General features: G+C 59.9%; 20 protein-coding genes. 18 read left to right on the top strand and 2 right to left on the bottom strand.

Annotated features, from left to right (window positions below):
- Position 1 precedes the first annotated feature (1 nt).
- From prmC to ABI796_RS12165, 18 genes are all read left to right on the top strand, one after another.
- Positions 2–871 carry a peptide chain release factor N(5)-glutamine methyltransferase gene (prmC, locus tag ABI796_RS12250; protein WP_141282535.1) on the top strand — a complete coding sequence of 290 codons (870 nt, stop codon included), beginning with the start codon at positions 2–4 and terminating at the stop codon, positions 869–871.
- A gap of 16 nt (positions 872–887) precedes the next feature.
- Positions 888–1,727: an L-threonylcarbamoyladenylate synthase gene (locus ABI796_RS12245; protein WP_141282537.1), complete on the top strand. Its 840-nt coding sequence runs from the start codon at positions 888–890 to the stop codon at positions 1,725–1,727.
- A complete protein-coding gene (locus ABI796_RS12240) occupies positions 1,724–2,512 on the top strand; it encodes a WecB/TagA/CpsF family glycosyltransferase (protein WP_170224879.1) in 789 nt (262 codons plus the stop codon). Before ABI796_RS12245 ends, ABI796_RS12240 begins: the two co-directional genes overlap by 4 nt.
- Positions 2,509–3,465 carry a glycosyltransferase gene (locus ABI796_RS12235; RefSeq protein WP_141282540.1) on the top strand — a complete coding sequence of 319 codons (957 nt, stop codon included), beginning with the start codon at positions 2,509–2,511 and terminating at the stop codon, positions 3,463–3,465. The genes ABI796_RS12240 and ABI796_RS12235 overlap by 4 nt, the downstream gene beginning before the upstream one ends.
- A 276-nt stretch (positions 3,466–3,741) precedes the next feature.
- The gene (locus ABI796_RS12230) at positions 3,742–4,854 is read left to right on the top strand and encodes an MraY family glycosyltransferase (protein ID WP_141282542.1); all 1,113 of its coding nucleotides are present in this window, start codon (positions 3,742–3,744) and stop codon (positions 4,852–4,854) included.
- Between the two features lie 120 nt (positions 4,855–4,974).
- Positions 4,975–5,466: a hypothetical protein gene (locus tag ABI796_RS12225; protein ID WP_141282544.1), complete on the top strand. Its 492-nt coding sequence runs from the start codon at positions 4,975–4,977 to the stop codon at positions 5,464–5,466.
- Positions 5,453–5,788: a hypothetical protein gene (locus ABI796_RS12220; protein WP_141282546.1), complete on the top strand. Its 336-nt coding sequence runs from the start codon at positions 5,453–5,455 to the stop codon at positions 5,786–5,788. The genes ABI796_RS12225 and ABI796_RS12220 overlap by 14 nt, the downstream gene beginning before the upstream one ends.
- Before the next feature lie 81 nt (positions 5,789–5,869).
- Positions 5,870–6,670, top strand: coding sequence for a F0F1 ATP synthase subunit A (gene atpB, locus ABI796_RS12215; protein WP_011775262.1), 801 nt, complete (start codon positions 5,870–5,872; stop codon positions 6,668–6,670).
- An 80-nt stretch (positions 6,671–6,750) separates the two neighbouring features.
- Positions 6,751–6,969, top strand: a complete 219-nt coding sequence (gene atpE, locus ABI796_RS12210; RefSeq protein WP_011775261.1) for an ATP synthase F0 subunit C — start codon at positions 6,751–6,753, stop codon at positions 6,967–6,969.
- 50 nt (positions 6,970–7,019) lie between these two features.
- Positions 7,020–7,577, top strand: coding sequence for a F0F1 ATP synthase subunit B (locus ABI796_RS12205; protein ID WP_011775260.1), 558 nt, complete (start codon positions 7,020–7,022; stop codon positions 7,575–7,577).
- Positions 7,577–8,404, top strand: a complete 828-nt coding sequence (locus tag ABI796_RS12200; RefSeq protein WP_141282548.1) for a F0F1 ATP synthase subunit delta — start codon at positions 7,577–7,579, stop codon at positions 8,402–8,404. Before ABI796_RS12205 ends, ABI796_RS12200 begins: the two co-directional genes overlap by 1 nt.
- A gap of 85 nt (positions 8,405–8,489) precedes the next feature.
- Entirely contained in the window at positions 8,490–10,127 is a 1,638-nt protein-coding gene (gene atpA, locus ABI796_RS12195) for a F0F1 ATP synthase subunit alpha (protein ID WP_141282718.1), read from the top strand.
- 76 nt (positions 10,128–10,203) lie between these two features.
- Entirely contained in the window at positions 10,204–11,094 is an 891-nt protein-coding gene (locus ABI796_RS12190) for a F0F1 ATP synthase subunit gamma (RefSeq protein ID WP_011775258.1), read from the top strand.
- A gap of 83 nt (positions 11,095–11,177) precedes the next feature.
- A complete protein-coding gene (gene atpD / locus ABI796_RS12185) occupies positions 11,178–12,629 on the top strand; it encodes a F0F1 ATP synthase subunit beta (RefSeq protein ID WP_141282550.1) in 1,452 nt (483 codons plus the stop codon).
- A gap of 1 nt (position 12,630) precedes the next feature.
- The gene (locus ABI796_RS12180) at positions 12,631–12,915 is read left to right on the top strand and encodes a F0F1 ATP synthase subunit epsilon (protein WP_014922172.1); all 285 of its coding nucleotides are present in this window, start codon (positions 12,631–12,633) and stop codon (positions 12,913–12,915) included.
- Between the two features lie 10 nt (positions 12,916–12,925).
- Complete coding sequence (locus ABI796_RS12175; protein WP_141282552.1) at positions 12,926–13,357, top strand: DUF2550 domain-containing protein; 432 nt, start codon at positions 12,926–12,928, stop codon at positions 13,355–13,357.
- A 5-nt stretch (positions 13,358–13,362) separates the two neighbouring features.
- Entirely contained in the window at positions 13,363–14,661 is a 1,299-nt protein-coding gene (locus ABI796_RS12170; protein WP_141282554.1) for an alpha/beta hydrolase family protein, read from the top strand.
- Entirely contained in the window at positions 14,643–17,159 is a 2,517-nt protein-coding gene (locus tag ABI796_RS12165; RefSeq protein ID WP_141282555.1) for a DUF2156 domain-containing protein, read from the top strand. Before ABI796_RS12170 ends, ABI796_RS12165 begins: the two co-directional genes overlap by 19 nt.
- A gap of 178 nt (positions 17,160–17,337) precedes the next feature.
- On the opposite strand, the gene ABI796_RS12160 is transcribed toward ABI796_RS12165, so the two are convergent.
- Both ABI796_RS12160 and ABI796_RS12155 read right to left on the bottom strand, forming a co-directional pair.
- Positions 17,338–17,541 (bottom strand): cold-shock protein, encoded by a 204-nt coding sequence (locus ABI796_RS12160; RefSeq protein WP_017199737.1) that lies wholly within the window; start codon positions 17,539–17,541, stop codon positions 17,338–17,340.
- A gap of 306 nt (positions 17,542–17,847) precedes the next feature.
- On the bottom strand, positions 17,848–19,098 hold the full coding sequence (locus tag ABI796_RS12155) for an N-acetylglucosamine-6-phosphate deacetylase (protein ID WP_141282557.1): 1,251 nt from the start codon (positions 19,096–19,098) through the stop codon (positions 17,848–17,850).

Below are 19,098 nucleotides of genomic sequence, written 5' to 3'. Positions count from 1 at the left end.
CATGACGTTTTACCAAGGCCAGAGCCTCGCGGACGCTGTCCGCGAGGCCACTGCCGTATTATCCGACGCCGGTGTGCCCAGCCCGCGCGTTGACGCGGAGTTGCTTGCCGACCACCTGCTGGGCGTAGGCCTGGGGCGGCTGCGCGCGATGATGCTCGGCGATTCAGCCGCACCTGAGGGCTACGGTGAACTGGTGGAAGAACGGGCCGGACGCGTACCCCTGCAGCACATCACCGGGGTCGCGTATTTTCGACACCTTGAGTTACGCGTGGGGCCGGGCGTTTTCATACCCCGCCCTGAAACGGAATCGGTTGTTCAGTTGGTCATCGATCACCTCTCAGGGATCGCCAACCCCAAGGTAGTGGACCTGGGTACCGGGTCCGGGGCAATTGCCGGATCTGTGGCCTTTGAGGTTCCGGGCGCAGAAGTTCATGCGGTGGAATACAGCACCCTTGCCCATGCTTGGGCCGCCCGGAATCTGGAACCACTCGGCGTCACCCTAATACAAGGCGATCTACGGGACGCCCTCCCCGAGCACAACGGAACCTTCGACGTCGTGGTGTCCAATCCGCCGTACATCCCGGCCGAAGCGATTCCCACAGAGCCTGAAGTTGCCCTGCACGATCCCCCGGAGGCGTTGTACGGCGGGGGAGCGGACGGCATGGTACTTCCGACGGCGGCAGCGGCCTCAGCGGCCCGCCTCCTTAAACCCGGTGGGTATTTTGTTATGGAGCACGCGGAGGTCCAGGCTGCATGGATAGCGGGCATGCTGCAACGAACCGGACGTTGGAACAACGTCTCCACGCACTACGACCTGAACGGCAAGGAACGTGCCACCAGCGCGATACTGGCAAGCCCGTCTCCTGAATGAGTGAAAGAATAGCGCTGTGACCACAACCTATAACTGCACTTCCGATGACCAGCGGGCTGAAGGGCTCAAGCACGCCCAACGAGCCATCAGCGAAAAGAAGTGCGTCGTGCTGCCAACGGACACGGTCTACGGTATTGCCGCAGATGCCTTTTCGCCGCTGGCAGTGACCATGTTGTTGGCTTCCAAAGGCCGCAGCCGGCAAATGCCTCCGCCAGTCCTGATTCCCCGGGTCAATGCCCTGGACGGACTTGCCACCGACGTACCGGCCGATGCCCGGGCGCTGGCTCAAGCTTTCTGGCCCGGTGGGCTGACCCTGATCCTGCACGCGCAGCCATCCCTGGACTGGGACCTCGGCGAAACCAAGGGCACCGTGGCCCTCAGGATGCCTGATGACCAAATCGCTTTGGATCTGCTCGGGCTCACCGGTCCTTTGGCTGTTTCATCGGCAAACCGGACAGGCCAGGAAGCGGCGCAGACTGCCTCAGAAGCCCGTCTTCAATTGGCCGAGTCCGTTGAGGTCTATCTAGAAGGCGGCTTCCGTCCAATCAAGGGCACTACTGCTTTGCCCTCGACGATCGTCGATGCCACATCAACACCGTTCCGCTTAGTGCGCCAGGGAGCCATAGAGCTGGAGCGGCTCCGCGAGATCGTTCCGTCGATGCTGGGTATTGGCGAGACGAGTCCTGCCGAGGCGCCGGCTGCTGAGGAATCGCCTGTTGCAGAAGACGCGCCGGTTGTTCAGGACGCGCCGGTTGTTCAGGACGCGCCGGTCGAAGTAACTGAAGCCGCCGCCGTCGAGAACTCAAGCCAGGACACGGTGAAGCCGGAGGCCTCCACCGAAGCCAAGTCCGAATGATTCCACAGCGCCAACGCGTCCCCGTCCTTGACGTCGACGCCACTCCAATGCGCGTCGAAGAGGTTGTCGATGCCATGGGTGAGCTGATCGCCGCCGGCGGATCCGCCACCGTTCTGGGACACAACCTTCACAGCATCACGTTGTTTCACTCCCGCCCGGATGTCCGCGCCTTGTATGAGAACAGCCCGGTTGTCCTGCTGGATGGAGCTCCTGTGGCCATGCTGTGGGGTCTTGCACACAGGGGTTCGGTCCAAGCTCAAGATGAGGGAACCATGGCGTACCGGCTCGGCTCCATGGACTGGATCCCGGAGCTGGGAAAGGTCAAGGGCCTGGAGCGAATCGCTGTAGTTGGAGCCGGCCGGACTGCGAATACGACGGCGGTGGCCCGGTTGCGCGCCATCATGCCGGATGCAGCAGTGGACGGAATGCCCGGTGAGGGGTGGGACAGCGCCTTGGAAGAGGCGGTGGTGGGCTGGCTGAGGGATTTCCGGCCCCAAGTAGTCCTGATCGGACTCGGGATGCCCCTTCAGGAAACCGTCCTGCACCGTAGGCTCGCAGAATTGCCGCCTGCTGTTTACTGTGCTGTAGGCGGTGCCATTGAACAGGTTGCAGGAGTCCAAAAACTGGCTCCACGCTGGCTCGGACGCCTGGGGCTCGAATGGGCGTGGCGCCTGCTCCTTCACCCGGGCCGGGTGGCCTACAGAGTTTTCGTCGAACCTTGGAAGCTGGCAGGCCTGCTGATCAGGCGCCGCTTCAACCATCCAAAACCAAAGGCAAGTAAATGACGTCCCAACCCGTTGTGGTGGCTGTTGTAGTGACCTATAACCGGCGTGAACTCCTCCAGACCACCCTGGACGGCATCGCCGCAGGTACTCAGGTACCGGATGCCGTAGTCATCGTGGACAACGCTTCCACGGACGGCACCGCGGAGTTCCTCCGGCAATACCACGGTCCCCTGACAACGGATGTGGTCACACTGAACACCAACGTCGGCGGTGCCGGTGGCTTCGTGGTGGGCATGGAGCGTGCAGTGCTCGATCACGCTGCGGACCACGTATGGATCATGGACGACGACACCGAGCCGCAGGCCAACGCCCTGCGGGAAGCCTTGGACGTTTCCGTGTCCTACTTCAGGCTAACGGGGGAGGCCCCGGCCTTCATCGCCAGCCGTGTGGTGTGGACCGATGGTCGGGACCACCCCATGAACCGCATGCGGCCCCGGATGGGCGCAAGTGAAAGCCAGCGCAGCGCAGCTGTCCGGCTGGGTGCAACCCAGATCCGGAGCGCTTCCTTCGTATCGGTGTTGATCCGTGCTGAGGAAATCCGGAAACACGGCCTGCCCATAGCGGACTACTTCATCTGGAACGACGACCTCGAGTACACCGCCAGAATTTCCCGGCGGGGGACGGCCCTGACCACCAACGCTTCGGTGGCCAACCACCACACCAAGGTCTTTGGTGATGCCGGAGCCGATCCCGGCCCGCGTTTCTACTACGAGGTACGGAACAAACTCTGGGTTTACACCCGCTCCAACGCTTTGGCTCCCTGGGAAAAAATCCTGTTTACCGGTGCTTCGCTGCGCAACTGGACCCGCACGATTGCCGCTTCGCCAAACCGTAAGGTGCTGTTGGTGGGGCTCTTCAAGGGCCTGCGCCATAGCCTGAAAGCCCCTCGCTCCAACACTCAGGTGCTCGAAGGCGTCTACGCATTGCGCGATGTTCTGGAGCCTGTTCGGTAAGAGCCGCGCAGCTTGATCTGAGCCAAACACGCTGGGGCTCGGCGGCTGCATCACAGGCTGGTCACGGCCGTTGGCATTAGTATCGTGACTAGAGTCCACAGAAATCCCGCAACATTCGGCACAGCCGGTGCAGGCATGGCGACGGAGAAGTTCCATTTATCCAAAGACAGAATTCCACACCTTGGGCTGCGCTCAATTTCGAGGTAGAGCGCGCCGGCTGCGTGCAGTGATCCAGGCTAACGGCCTATGCATCGGGCTGCTTTTTGGGGCTGCCTCATGATCATGTACATGCTGATGGCCCTTACAGCGGCCATAGTGTCGTACGCCGGGACGTGGGGCGCCCGCGTTGTGGGAAACAAACTGCGGTTGTACCAACCCATCCGCAGCCGTGACATGCACTCGGCCCTGATCTCCAAACTTGGCGGGCTGGGCATTTTTGTGGGTTTCTTCGCCGCTTTGGTGGTGGCGAGCAATTCCTTCTTCGTCAAGGACATCTTCAGGCACAACGATGCCCCTTGGGGCATTCTGGCCGGTGCCGTGGTGATCGTTGCCGTAGGCGTCGCGGATGACATCCTGGACATCCGTTGGTGGATCAAACTGCTGGGCCAGGCCGCAGCGGCCTTCATTGTGGCAATCTGGGGCGTGCGGATGTCTGTTGTGCCTTTCATCCCGGAACCGATCTTCCTCGAGTCCGAGGTGGTCCAGATAGTGCTGACCGCCGGGCTGATTGTGACCACCATGAATGCCGTCAACTTCATTGACGGCTTGGACGGGCTGGCAGCCGGTGTTGCCATCATTGGGGGCGGAGCGTTCTTCCTCACCGCTTACTGGGTTCACCGCAACAACCCATCCACGGACAACTCAGATCTCGCAACACTCCTGATGGCCATCCTTGTGGGCAGCTGCATCGGGTTCCTGCCGCACAACTGGTTTCCGGCCAAGATCTTCATGGGCGACTCGGGGGCCATGCTTATTGGTTTGCTCATGGCTTCCGCCGGTGTGGTGGCAACAGGACAGATCGGCTCCGGCCTTTACGACCGCGCCAACGGTATCCCCACCATCGTCCCCATCCTGCTGCCCTTCGCCGTGTTGTCGCTTCCCCTCCTTGATTTGGGGATGGCTGTTGTCCGGAGAACAGCCAGGGGGCAATCGCCGTGGTCCGCTGACCGCGGGCACCTCCACCACAAGTTGGTGGACCTGGGATACTCGCACCGCAGCGCCGTCGTGATGCTTTATGTTTGGACGTGCATTCTGGCCTTCGGCGGTGTGGCCTTTGCGGTCTTCCCATGGCAGATAGTGCTCATCGTCCTAATAGCGGCAGCGCTTGTCATGGCCGCCGTGACGGCGTGGCCTTACTTCACCCGGAATTCCACCCGGCCGGGGGAGTAGTTGTGACGGTCCGGTTATGGTCACAGTTCTATCTCATGTAGAATTCTTACTGCGGACAGTCACTCGCCCGTAACCCCACTTTGAGAATATGGCACCTGTGCCACGAGGATTGGTATCCCCATGACATCCAACGCCGAAGCCGGACGCCCGTCCGGTAAACGTGGTGTTGGATCTGTTGGTCAGACTTCCTCGTTGTGGCTCCGGTTGCTCCTTCTTAGCGCCGCAGCAGCATCAGCTGCCACTGCACTCACTTGCGTGATCGCGGCCTTCATGAACGGCGGGCAGGGCGCGCTTTCAGCAGCGTTCGGTGCCGTGCTGGTCATGCTCTTCTTTGGGATCAGCCTTCTGATCGGTCACTTCGTTGGCCGTAACAACCCTTCCGGCGCTGTCGGCCTCTTTGTTGCAACATATTTCATCAAGGTGGTCGGGTTCGCTGTTGTGCTTTTTGTGCTCGGGGCTCCGGAATGGCTCCATCACAGATGGTTCCTTATTGGGGCCGTAGTCAGCGTTGTCTTCTGGCAAGCCGCCGAAATCTACGGCTTCAGCAAAGCCCGCCTGCAGATCTACAACGATCCTGAGGAGCAGAAGGGTGGCCCGGATGTCTCCGCGTAAGCGTTATTCACGCCCCGCCGCTACTGATAAGCAAGCTGTCAACCACGGTGAATCTGCCGAGGCTGGAAACGACGGCGGATACAACGCCGGCATTGCCGTCTTCAGCTACATCATTGGCGGGATCATTGTCTGGAGTTTGATAGGCTGGGGTCTGGATAATCTGTGGGGGACCCGCTGGATTGTGCTCCTTGGCGCTCTGCTGGGAGCCGCAGGAGGGTTCTATCTTTCCCATATGCACGGCCTCACCAGGCAAAGCTCTTCTTCTGGCGAGAGCAACGCAGACAGCGGTCCGTCCACGGACGGGGACAGTAATGCCAAATAATTTCACAAGGAATGCGGATGCGTCCAACGCGTCCGGACTCCAACAAATGCCCAATGATGGACACAGCAGAGAGGAAACGCGTTGATCGCGCTTGCGCTCCCCGCCCAGGATTCGGGGTCATTCACCCCACCCGGAATCGACGAAATGCACCTGCCGGCAATCCTGCCTTGGGGTGCGCACGATGGCTTCTCCAAGCAGATGTTGCTGGTGATCCTTTCGGTCGTCATTATCGCTACATTCTTCATCCTCGCTGCACGTAAGCAGCAGCTGGTTCCCGGCAAGCTGCAGTTCGCAGGCGAGATGGCCTACGGCTTCGTCCGTAACGGCATCGCCAAGGACATCATCGGCGGCAAGGACTTCATCAAGTACGTGCCGCTGCTGTTCAGCCTGTTCTTCTTCATTCTGGTGAACAACATCTACGGGGCCATTCCCGTGATCCAGCTTCCGAGCTTCTCGCACGTAGGCGGCGCCTATGTGATGGCCGGCATCGTTTACTTCACCTGGATCATCATCGGCATCAAGAAGAACGGCCTGAAGTACTTCAAGCTCGCCACCGTTCCTTCAGGTGTGCCGTGGTACATCCTGCCGATCGTTGTACCGATCGAAATCATCTCCAACTTCCTGGTCCGCCCGGTCACGCACAGCCTCCGTCTGTTTGCAACCATGCTGGCCGGTCACTTGATCGTCATGCTCGCCGGTTCCGGCATCGAGTTCCTTGTCATGCAGGAGAACGTTCTGCTCAAGGGTGCTTCGGTACTGGTCCTGGTAGGTGCTGTAGCCATGTACATGCTCGAAGCACTGATCATGGCCCTGCAGGCTTACGTGTTCACACTGTTGACCGCGATCTACATCGAAGGCGCCCTGCACGCCGACAGCCACTAGGCTCCCAAAAACTTCCCCTCGCGGGGATGAAGCAACCCAAACAACCTGCCGCACGGGCGGCATCTTGAAAGGAAGAAAAAATGGAAGGCACCATCAACGGCTCCCTCAACCTCATCGGCTACGGTCTTTCGGCCATCGGCGGTGGTATCGGTGTGGGTCTCGTGTTCGCCGCGTACATCAACGGTGTTGCACGTCAGCCGGAAGCTCAGCGTGTGCTGCAGCCGATCGCGTTCCTTGGTCTGGCACTGACTGAAGCTCTCGCCATCCTCGGCCTGGTCTTCGCTTTCGTTCTTTCCTAGTCCTTAGAACCAAGCGAATCCCAAGCACGAGTAGATAGGACGGGTGAAATATGAATCAGCTGATCATCTCAGCCGCCACTGAAGGCGCTGCGGAGGCTAATCCGCTCGTTCCCAACGTCTGGGAAATGGGCGTAGTCCTCGTCGGCTTTGCGGTCCTCATGTACATCGTGGTCAAGTTTGTTGTCCCGATGTTCGAGAAGACCTTCGCAGAGCGCGCCGAAGCAATCGAAGGTGGCATTGCAAAGGCCGAAGCGGCCCAAGCGGAAGCTTCTGCAGCTCTTGAAGAGTACAAGCAGCAGCTCACCGATGCCCGTGCCGAAGCCAACCGTATCCGCGAAGAAGCACGCGCCGAAGGCGCCCAGATCCTTGCGGACCTGAAGGCAAAGGCTGCAGCCGAGTCTGCACGCATCACTGAGCAGGCACATGCTGCCATCGAATCGGAGCGTCAGGCAGCTGTTGTCTCGCTTCGTTCCGAGGTTGGCACTTTGGCCACCACGCTGGCCGGCCGCATCGTTGGGGAAGCACTCACCGACGACCAGCGCGCCGCACGCGTTGTGGACCGTTTCCTGGCAGATCTGGAGACCCAGAGCGCAGGTGCAGCTAAGTAATGGCAGGTATATCGAGCGAATCGCTGACCACAGCGCTGGCGCAGCTGGAAGCAAAGCTTCCCTTCGCCTCGCTGCAGTTGGCTAAGGACCTCTTCGGAATCCTGGGAACGGTGGACAGCTCGGCTGGCTTGCGCCGCGCCCTGACTGACCCGTCCCGTTCCGGTGACGAGAAGTCGGCGCTGGTCAAGCAGCTGGTTGGCGGGAAAGTCTCCGCTGATGCTGCTGAGATTGCAGGCGGATTGGCCAGCTCGCGCTGGGCATCGGCACGCGATATCGGCGATGCACTCGAGACGCTTGCCGCCACGGTTGTCATTGCCGTAGCTGAAAACAAGTCGGCCGTTTCTGCCTCCGGTATCACGGGGCTGGAAGAGCTGGAAAACGATCTGTTTGCCTTCAACCAGGCCGTCGCCTCCAGCCACGAAGTACAACGTGCTCTGTCTGAGCCGCAGGCATCATCCGCGGCGAAGATTGCACTGGCCGAGAAACTTGTTCCTGGCAGCAGCGAGGAAGCAAAGGTTCTCATCAGCCAGGCAGTTACGCAGCCGCGCGGTGTCAAGCCGAGCAAGCTCGTCGAGTCATTCGCCAAGCTTGCAGCCAAGCGTCAGCAGCGCTGGATTGCAACTGTCAGCGTTACCCGTCCGTTGACGGAAACGCAGGCCAGCCGTCTGCAGGCCGGGCTGGATGCCCTGTACGGCCGCGAATTGAAGGTCAACGTCAATGTTGACCCCGCACTGATCGGTGGAATCCGGGTCCAGGTGGGTGACGAAGTACTTGATGCTTCGGTTATTGCCCGTCTGACTGAACTCCGCCGTCAGCTCGCTGGCTAGCGAAGACAAAGCACAACTTAACTGATATAAAACCCGGTCATCGTGAGCAACGATGATCACGAAAACAGGAGAGCAGGGACTGCAGATGGCCGAATTGACCATCAACGCCGACGACGTCCGTAATGCGTTGAACGAGTTCGCGGCGTCCTACGAACCCGGTAACGCAGAGCGCGTAGAGGTTGGTCGTGTAACCACCGCAAGTGACGGCATCGCCCGTGTTGAGGGTCTTCCCTCGGTCATGGCGAACGAGCTGCTTCGCTTCGAAGATGGCACGCTGGGCCTGGCCCAGAACCTTGACGTCCGCGAGATCGGTGTCATTATCCTCGGTGACTTCACCGGTATTGAAGAAGGCCAGGAAGTTCACCGTACCGGTGAGATCCTGTCCGTTCCGGTTGGCGACGCCTTCCTGGGTCGCGTTGTCGACCCCCTGGGCCAGCCCATCGATGACCTCGGCGAGATCAAGGCCGAAGCCACCCGTGCACTGGAACTTCAGGCTCCCGGCGTTACCGAACGCAAGTCCGTTCACGAACCGATGCAGACCGGCCTCAAGGCTATCGATGCCATGATCCCGATCGGCCGTGGCCAGCGTCAGCTGATCATTGGTGACCGCCAGACCGGCAAGACAGCCATCGCCGTGGACACCATTATCAACCAGAAGGCCAACTGGGCTTCGGGAGATGTCACCAAGCAGGTCCGTTGCGTCTACGTCGGTGTTGGCCAGAAGGCTTCCACCATCGCAGCTGTTCGTCAGACCCTCGAGGACCATGGCGCACTGGAGTACACCACCATCGTGGCGTCCCCGGCATCTGACCCCGCCGGCTTCAAGTACTTGGCACCGTATGCAGGTTCGGCCATTGGCCAGCACTGGATGTACGGCGGCAAGCACGTTCTGGTGATCTTCGATGACCTGTCCAAGCAGGCTGAAGCCTACCGCGCTGTGTCCCTGCTGCTGCGTCGTCCGCCGGGACGCGAAGCCTACCCGGGTGACGTTTTCTACTTGCACTCCCGCCTGCTGGAGCGTTGTGCCAAGCTCTCTGACGAGCTCGGCGCGGGTTCGATGACCGGTCTTCCGATCGTTGAAACCAAGGCAAACGACGTTTCTGCCTACATCCCGACCAACGTGATCTCCATTACCGATGGCCAGATCTTCCTCCAGTCGGATCTCTTCAACGCCAACCAGCGCCCCGCTGTTGACGTTGGTGTGTCTGTCTCCCGCGTGGGTGGCGCTGCACAGGTCAAGTCCATGAAGAAGGTCTCCGGTACCTTGAAGCTGGACCTGGCTCAGTACCGCGACATGCAGGCATTCGCCATGTTCGCCTCTGACCTGGATGCAGCTTCCCGTCAGCAGCTGACCCGTGGTGCACGCCTGATGGAACTGCTCAAGCAGGGCCAGTACTCACCGTTCCCGGTTGAGAACCAGGTTGTCTCCATCTGGGCCGGTACCAACGGTTACCTGGACGACGTTCCGGTTGAGGACATCAACCGCTTCGAGTCCGAGTTCCTGGAGCACCTCACGCACAAGTCCTCCATCCTGACCACGCTGGCACAGACCAACGTCCTGGATGACGACACCGCTGCAGCCTTGAAGGAAGCAATCGTTTCCTTCAAGAAGGGCTTCTTCGGCGAAGGCGACAACCACCTGGTTGGCGCCGGCCACGAAGAGCACGCAGCGATCTCCGGCGGCGACGTCGACCAGGAAAAGATCGTCAAGCAGAAGCGCTAGTTTCGATAACCTGCTCTGCCGGGGTCCGAAAGGGCCCCGGCAGGGCAGCACATCGGGAACTTAGGAAAGGATAAGTATGGGAGCCCAGATTCGGGTCTACCGTCAGAAGATCAGCTCGACGACGTCGATGCGCAAGATCTTCAAGGCGATGGAACTGATCGCTACCTCGCGCATCGGTAAGGCCCGCGCCCGCGTAGCAGCTTCACTGCCTTACGCGAACGCGATTACCCGCGCCGTTTCTGCTGTCGCAACTCAGAGCGAAATCGACCACCCGCTGACCACCGAGCCGGAGCAGATCCGCCGGGCCGCAGTCCTGATCATTACATCGGACCGCGGCCTTGCAGGATCCTATTCCGCGAGCGTGCTCAAGCAGGCTGAAGGTCTCACCGAGCTTCTTCACGCAGAAGGCAAGGAAGTCAAGGCGTACCTGGTTGGCCGCAAGGCTCAGGCGTACTTCGATTTCCGCAACCGGTCATACGCCCGCGTATGGACCGGAGGCACGGACGCACCGGAATTCGAAACCGCGCAGGAAGTCGGAGCTGCACTTCTTGAAGACTTCTCCACTGACTTCGAAGAGGGCGGCGTGGACGAAATCCACGTTGTTTACACCCGCTTCAAGTCCATGGTTACGCAGGAGCCCACGGTGATCCGTTTGCTCCCGCTGGAGGTCGTCGAAGAGGAAGCAGCCTCGGAATCCGAGCTGTTGCCGTTGTACGAGTTTGAGCCGGAAACAGAGCAGGTGCTTGACGCACTGCTTCCGCGTTACATCGAGTCCCGCATCTTCGCAGCCATGCTGCAGGCCGCAGCTTCCGAGCTCGCAGCCCGCCAGCGTGCTATGAAGTCGGCCGGCGATAACGCTACGGATTTGATCAAGAAGTACACGCGCCTTCGCAACACGGCCCGCCAGGCCGAGATTACGCAGGAGCTTTCCGAGATCGTGGCCGGCGCAGACGCACTCGCGTCCTAGCCTGCTTTGAACCTCGGCTCGAAGCCGCACCTGCAACAACAGATAAACTTAACCCACGCCATCTACTGAGTGAAGTGAGAGAGATGACTGCCACTGCTACCGAACACGTAGCTACGGCCGGTGCTACCGGCCGCATTGCCCGTGTTATTGGTCCGGTTGTCGACGTCGAATTCCCGGCTGACGCAATCCCCTCGATTTACAACGCTCTGACCACTGAGATCACTCTCAACGGCCAGACGAAAACCATCACGTTCGAGACCTCCCAGCACCTGGGCGACAACCTCGTTCGCGCCATCTCCCTGCAGGCAACCGACGGCCTGGTCCGCGGTACCACCGTGCAGGACTCCGGCGCTCCCATCTCTGTGCCCGTCGGCGACGGCGTCAAGGGCCACATCTTCAACGTTCTCGGCAAGCCGCTGGACGTCGAAGAGTCCGAGATCAAGGCAGATGCCTACTGGCCGATCCACCGCAAGGCTCCGTCCTTCGCTTCCCTCGAGGGCTCCACGGAGATGCTCGAGACCGGCATCAAGGTCATCGACCTCCTCACCCCGTACATCAAGGGTGGAAAGATCGGCCTGTTCGGCGGCGCCGGCGTTGGCAAGACCGTTCTGATCCAGGAAATGATCACCCGTGTTGCCCGCAACTTCGGTGGTACTTCCGTATTCGCCGGTGTTGGCGAGCGTACCCGTGAAGGTAACGACCTCTGGGTTGAAATGGAAGAGGCAGGCGTTCTCAAGGACACCGCCCTTGTATTCGGCCAGATGGATGAGCCGCCGGGAACGCGTCTTCGCGTGGCACTGTCTGCACTGACCATGGCTGAGTACTTCCGCGATGTTCAGAACCAGGACGTGTTGCTCTTCATTGACAACATCTTCCGCTTCACGCAGGCAGGCTCGGAAGTTTCCACCCTGCTCGGCCGTATGCCGTCCGCTGTGGGCTACCAGCCCAACCTTGCTGACGAGATGGGTCTGCTCCAGGAGCGCATCACCTCCACCAAGGGTCACTCCATCACGTCGATGCAGGCAATCTACGTGCCGGCTGATGACTACACGGACCCGGCTCCGGCAACCACCTTCGCACACCTCGACGCGACCACGGAACTTTCCCGTGAAATCGCCTCCCGTGGTTTGTACCCGGCCGTTGACCCGCTGACGTCCACGTCCCGTATTCTGGATCCCCAGTACATCGGCAAGGATCACTACAACACGGCTGTCCGTGTTAAGCAGATCCTGCAGAAGAACAAGGAACTCCAGGACATCATCGCCATCCTTGGTGTTGATGAACTGTCTGAAGAGGACAAGATCGTCGTGTCGCGTGCACGTCGTATCCAGCAGTTCCTCTCCCAGAACACCTACACCGCCAAGCAGTTCACCGGCGTCGAGGGCTCCACCGTGTCCATCAAGGACACCGTTGAAGGCTTCACCGCTATCTGCGACGGCGAGCTTGACCACATCGCAGAGCAGGCGTTCTTCAACGTCGGTGGCCTGGATGACGTTGAGCGTCAGTGGGCTAAGATCCAGGAACAGACCAAGTAGTATGGCTGAGCTCGAGGTTGAGATTGTCGCGGCGGACCACTTCGTGTGGTCCGGTGCGGCCAAGATGGTGAAGGCCCGCACCAGCGATGGTGAAATCGGAATCCTGCCGGGCCACTCGCCCCTTCTGGCTATCATGGCCGCGGGCGAGCTGGCAATCCAGCCGGTTTCCGGTGATCGCATTGCAGTAGTTGTTGACGGCGGATTCTTCTCCGTCGACAACGATCGCGTGGTGATTGTTGCTGACAACGCCAAATTGGGCGAAGCGGCTACAGCGGGGATCCGATAGCACGACCTTGATGGACGATTCCCTTATTCCGTTCATCGCTTTGGCAACAGCGTTTACGTTGCTGATCATTTCACTGTGCCTTTTCGGGGTGCGCCGCTTCAATCTGCGGCGCGCCCTGGGCACGGTCGACGCCTCCATTTGCATGGCTGGAAACAGCTGGCAGATGGGGGTTTGTCGTTATCAGGACAACGAGCTTGAGTGGTTCCGCTTGATGTCCCTCAGCGTCATTCCCAAGCACAGGTTCACGCGCAGTTCCCTTGAGTTGTTGGGTCGCCGTCAGCCCACGGAAGATGAACTCGTCAGGATTCAGCCAGGCGTTGTTGTGGTTGAACTGCAATATGAAGGCAAGAAATTCATGTTGGCCATGAATTTTGATGCTTACGCTGGTTTGTCGTCCTGGCTCGAAGCTGGACCCGTCATCGGCGTCGGAACCTGGCGTTAGGCGCCATGGATTTCCTTTCGGACGTCAGCCTGGTTGATGGACCGTTCCTATGGTTCAGCGTCGCCTGTGGTGCTGCCGGTGGGGCCTACCTCCTGTGGCGCCGACGCCGTTCGTGGTTGGTTCTGGTTCCAGCCAGCCTGGTGCTGGCCATAGCTGTGGTAGCGCTGGTTCATTGGATTCTGGTGGACCTCTTGGCCACGTTCTCCGAGAACCTTCCGTTCCAAACTCTCGCTTGGGCGGTTCCTGCAGTTGCTGCCCTTCTCCTCTGCATAGCGCGGTTTCCCCGAAACTCCTGGCGTGGCCGCTCGTTCAGTGTGGCGGCAATGCTGGGGGTCCTGCTCTTATGCATAGTTCAGATAAACCTCTATTTCGGACTGAACAATACTGTCTCGGACCTGCTGGGTACTGCGGTGGCGCGCATACAGCCACTGGAGGCGGCCCTCAAACGCAGTCCGGACGCCAAGCCGGGGCCGGCACCCTCTGCCTGGAAGGCCCCGGATTCCTTGCCCCGGAACGGTGTCCTTCGCAAAGCCGACATTCCCGGCACGGTTTCGGGCTTTAGCGCCCGGGAAGCATACATTTACTTCCCGCCCGCGTATCAGGCGGTTGACCGACCAACTTTGCCCGTGCTTGTTCTCTTCGCCGGTCAACCTGGCGGTCCTGCCGATTGGCTCACAGGTGGGCAGCTGCGTTCTCTCCTGGACCAGTTTGCCGAAAAGCACCAAGGGATTGCCCCGGTCACCGTGGTGGTGGACCCCAACGGATCAACGAACGCAAACACCATGTGTATGGACAGCAACATAGCCTCCGTGGATACCTATCTTTCCCGGGACGTACCTGCCTGGATCACCGGGAATTTGGATGTGTCCAAGGATCACACGCAATGGGCGGTGGGCGGATTCTCTTTTGGTGGCACCTGCGCCATGCAGATGGGCGCTGCCCACCCGGACCTGTTCACGTCCATCCTTCCTTTCGCTGCTGAGAGGGAACCCGCACTGGCCAAAGACAGAAACAAGACGATTTCGGACTCGTTCGACGGCGACGTTGAAGCATTCGAGTCCAGAACACCTTTGGTGTTGATGCAGCAACGCGACTATTCCGGCAGCGGTGTGTACCTGGTCTCAGGCGAAGCTGACCACGAGTTCACCGAGTACATGCATGAACTCGCTGATGCCGCACGGAACGCCGGGTTTGAAACAGAGGAACATGCCATTGCCCAGGCCGGGCACTCGTGGGACGCAGTGATACGAGGCATGCCCGGGGGACTGGAATTTCTGGCCGCCCGGTGGGGGTTGCCGCGGTGAGCCTTGCCGTCAAAAGCTTGCTCCAACCTGCATTGAGGCAAGCGGTAAGACACCTGTGGTCAACTCCGTTTACAACGGTGGTTCTGACCCTTTTTGTAGGCCTGTCTTTGGTGACCGCGAGTTTTTTGACGGGGCCGCCCCAGCAGTGGCTTCCCGTAGCGAGTGTCTCGCTGGAGGGCCTGCGGTCAGGTCAATGGTGGTCTATTTGGACATCGCTGTTCTTCACCACCAACCCCCTGGCCTACGCCACGGCCGTCCTGATGATTCTGTTCCTCCTTGGCTTGGCCGAGCGACACCTGGGATCCCTTCCTGCGGCAGGGGTTTTCATCGGCGGTCAGTTCGCCTGCGTATCGGCGTTCCTCCTGGTGACCCAAGTTGCGCAGTACCTCGGTGATGGTTGGCTTTCGGGGATGAGCAACGTTCCTCTGATCGGGCCCTACGGCGCAGTCCTCACGTCCGTCCTGGCTGCCAGTGCGCTTCTGTCCACCCTGTGGCAGCGCAGGCTCCGGACTGTGGTGCTTGCCATTTCCTTGCTGCTGGTTCTTTATGTGGGACACGCCGAGACGGTAGTTGGCTTCCTGGGCGCACTCATTGGATTGCTGGTGGGCTGGTGGATCCAAAGCAGCCAGGGACATCTCCACCTCCACAGGTCAACCAGCCGGGAAATCCGAAATCTCCTGGCTCTGACCATGGCAATTTTCGCTGTGGGTCCCATCGTCACCGCCGCCGCCAAAAGCCCGTCAGGACCTTTGGCTCTGTTGCGGGATGTGATCCTCAATCCGCTTCCCACCCTAAGCCAGCTCGAGAGCAACTGCGGGGGAACCATTGACGTCGGTTGCCTTGAAATTGCCCGCCAAGGGTACACAGGACCATTTGGACTGGCGCTGGCGGTAGTTCCTGTGGTTCTTCTCCTCATTTGTGCTGATGGAATGAGGCGGGGGCGGCGCCTGGCGCTGGGAATAGCGATCGGCGTGCAGCTGGTAGTTGTGGCTTTGTCCACGATTTATCTTGGACTTTTTGCCGGCATCCCGAGGCCGGATGGGCGGTCACATGCGGGCATGCTCAATTCGCCTGTGGTTCACATTATTCCGCTGGTCCTGGTTCCTTTGGCACTTGCGTTGCTACTTTTCGCTTACCGGGGCCATTTCCGGGTAGAGACTTCTGATCGTCTCCGCAGGAAGGTGTTCTGGCTGGTCGGGTTGACCGGGGGAGGGCTCGGATTGGCCTACACAGTGGTGTGGCTGGCTTCTGGCGGTCTGGTTCGCGACGGCGGCCTGCTGGGATTGGTTGCTGAACTCGCCAGGCAGTATCTCCCTGTTCCACTTCCCGGCGTATACCGTAAGGTTTTCGCCGAACGGGACGTGATGGAGGTCTTTCTCTTTTCCTACTCCGGCACCTTGTTTTGGCTCATTGCGCTGATTGGGGTCTGGGTCCTGCTGGTCCGCGGACATCACACTGGCGGACTAGACCGCCAGTCGCGGCACGCGGCCCGTGCCTTGGTGAAAAGGGGTGGAGACTCACTCTCATGGATGGCTCTATGGGAACCGAACAAGTTTTGGTTCACCCCGGACGGCGCTGGCGGTGTGGCCTACCAACAGCACAGCCACGTGGCGTTGACCTTGGCGGGTCCCTTCGGAGCACGCCAGCACCATGAGGCGGCCGCCGAAGGCTTCCTGGACTACTGCTCCCGGCACGCATTGACGCCGTGCCTCTACTCCTGCACGGACGAGCTTTGGCCCGTGCTGCAATCACGCGGATTCCGCCGGGTCTCTGTGGCGCAGGAGACCCGGTTACGAATCAGGAATTTGGAGTTCAGGGGCAAGGAGTGGCAGAACGTGAGGACGTCGCTGAACCGTGCAGCCAAGATGGGAATCACCGCGTGCTGGGGTCGATACTCCGAACTTCACCACGGAGTACGCGCCCAGGTCAGTGAAGTCTCGGAAGAATGGGCAGCCCAGAAGCGGATCCCGGAAATGGGGTTCACCATGGGTGGACTGGATGAGTTGGTTGACGACGACGTCTTGTGCTGCGTTGCTGTGGATGGTTCGGGCTTCGTCTACGGCGTGACCAGTTGGCTGCCCGTCTACGAAGACGGCGTTGTTGTCAGTTGGACTCTGGATTTCATGCGACGGCGGGGTGACGCTTTCCCGGGAGTCATGGAGTTCCTGATCGCTTCGGCCGTTTTGCACTTGCGCGACTCCGTGGAAGTGATTTCCCTGTCCGGGTCACCCCTGGCCCGGGAAGAGAGTGAAATAGAACAGCGGGCCAAGGGCTTGGCGGGAATACTGGAGGTTGTGGGGCAGGCACTGGAACCTGTTTACGGATTCAGGTCCCTGGCATCCTTTAAGTCCAGATTCCAACCTGAGTACAGAACGCTGTACATGTATTACCAGGACCCCCTGCATCTTCCTGCAATAGGACGCGCACTCAGCAGGGCGTATCTTCCCGGATTGTCAGTCCGTCATTCCGCACGGTTGCTCAGGAGCTTGGTTGGTTGAAATGTCAACGCCTATTTCCGGCACTCTTTCGCTGTTTCTTCATGGTTAGTAACAGTCGATGTTGGATTGCGTGGATAGCGTCCGGCATTCATGAGATTAAGACACGTTGACCCCGGCTCGAAAGCCGGGGTCAACGTCTTTTGTTGTCTCTGCGTAAAGCAGGGATCAGCAGGTAAAACTAGACGACCGTAACGCCGGTTGCCTGGGGGCCCTTGGCTCCCTGACCGATCTCGAACTGAACGCGCTGGTTCTCATCGAGGGTCTTGAAGCCACCGGTCTGGATCTCGGAGTAGTGAACAAAAACGTCCCCATCCGCGTCATCCGGGGTGATGAAGCCGAAGCCCTTTTCGGCGTTGAACCACTTGACGGTTCCCAGTGCCATGTATATCTCCTCATTGTGGAACATCAGTCCGATACACCTCGTACCGGGTTTGTTACTCCGCGAGAAGACCTGAATATCTTTCAAGCCGGGGCTTGATTGATTCGCAGGAGCTTCACGCTCGCAACTGGTCTTGCGAGCATGAAAAACACCTACACAAAGACTGCTACAACACTTTCATGTGCTCTGCCGGAGGTCAACGGTCTTTTGGTCAATTCAGGAAAATTTTCGGTAAAAAGAAGGTAACGCCGCCTTCGGGAATTCACCCGTGGGCTTTTCCGGCTATGCAGGAAACCAGGACAATGCACGCTACTGGGACATCCACTGTCCATTGCGCATTACACCTGTCAGTTCCAAGTCCTGGTTGGTGACAACAACATCGGCCCGAAGTCCCCGTCGGAGCCCGCCAATTTCATCCGATAGTCCCAGGACCGCGGCCGGGACCGCAGTCGCTGAGCAAATGGCATCCGGAAGTCCGACGCCGGCTGCCACAGTTTTGCTGACGACCTCTAGCAGGGTGGAGGTGCCACCGGCGATGGAGCCCGTGGCATCGAGGGTGGCTACACCGTCGCTGACGGTCACAGGCGATGGGCCGAGCATGTAGCTGCCATCGGACAATCCCGCAGCGGCCATGGAATCTGTGACCAGGACAATATTGCCCGCTCCCACCAGCTGGAAAACAGTGGCCACTGTGCTTGGGTCCAAATGGGTTCCGTCGGCAATGAGTTCAACAACTGCCTTGCCCTCCTGGGCCATGCGCAGGCATGCCGCAACGGGGCCGGGGGCGCGGTGATGCAGCGGCGGCATCCCATTGAAAAGGTGAGTGACGGTGGGCAGCGAGCTGACGCCGTCGAACCCTGCTGACTCAAGTCCCTCGCGGGCCGCAGCCAGCGACGCCGCGGCTGTGGCGTCGTCGCAGTCTGTGTGACCCAAAGAGGGGGTGACGCCGTGGGACGTCATCAGGTCCACCAAAGCCGCTGCACCCGGAAGTTCCGGGGCATAGGTCATGGTTGCCAGCTTGCCGGCCGCCGCACCCACCAGCTCGTCCATGAGTGCCAGGTCCGGTTCCAACAAGTAGTCCGGATTCTGGGCGCCGCAGCGGGCGTGGGAAAGGAACGGTCCCTCAAGGTGGATGCCGGCCACAAGCCCTTCGTCCACGAGCTTCACATAGAGCTCAATGCCGCGGAGGAGATCTTCCCGGGGGGCGGTGACCATGCTTGCAAGGAATGTGGTGGTTCCGGACCGGTGCAGGAAATCAATGGCTTTGCGCGCTGAGGCTTCCTCTCCGCCAGGAAAATCGCCGCCATTTCCGCCGTGGCAGTGAACGTCCACCAGGCCGGGGAAGAGGTAACTGCCGCTGGGGACACCTAGGCGAATGGCGCTCTGGAAACCGTCGAATTCTTCGGGATTGAAGTCGCTGGCAGGACCCGCATAGGCGATCCTGTCGCCCTCTACAGCAACCAGGCCGTCCTCCACCACCTCGCCGTCGCTGACAAGCGTCCCCCTGATGATCTGGTGGCTTGGAGCGGAAGAAGAAGGAAAGTGCGAGGCAACAGTCAT

The organism is Paenarthrobacter aurescens (assembly GCF_041549525.1).
Lineage (GTDB): Bacteria > Actinomycetota > Actinomycetes > Actinomycetales > Micrococcaceae > Arthrobacter > Arthrobacter aurescens.
Note: the sequence above shows the minus strand (reverse complement) of the source record. Positions and strands in the feature narration are given on the sequence as shown.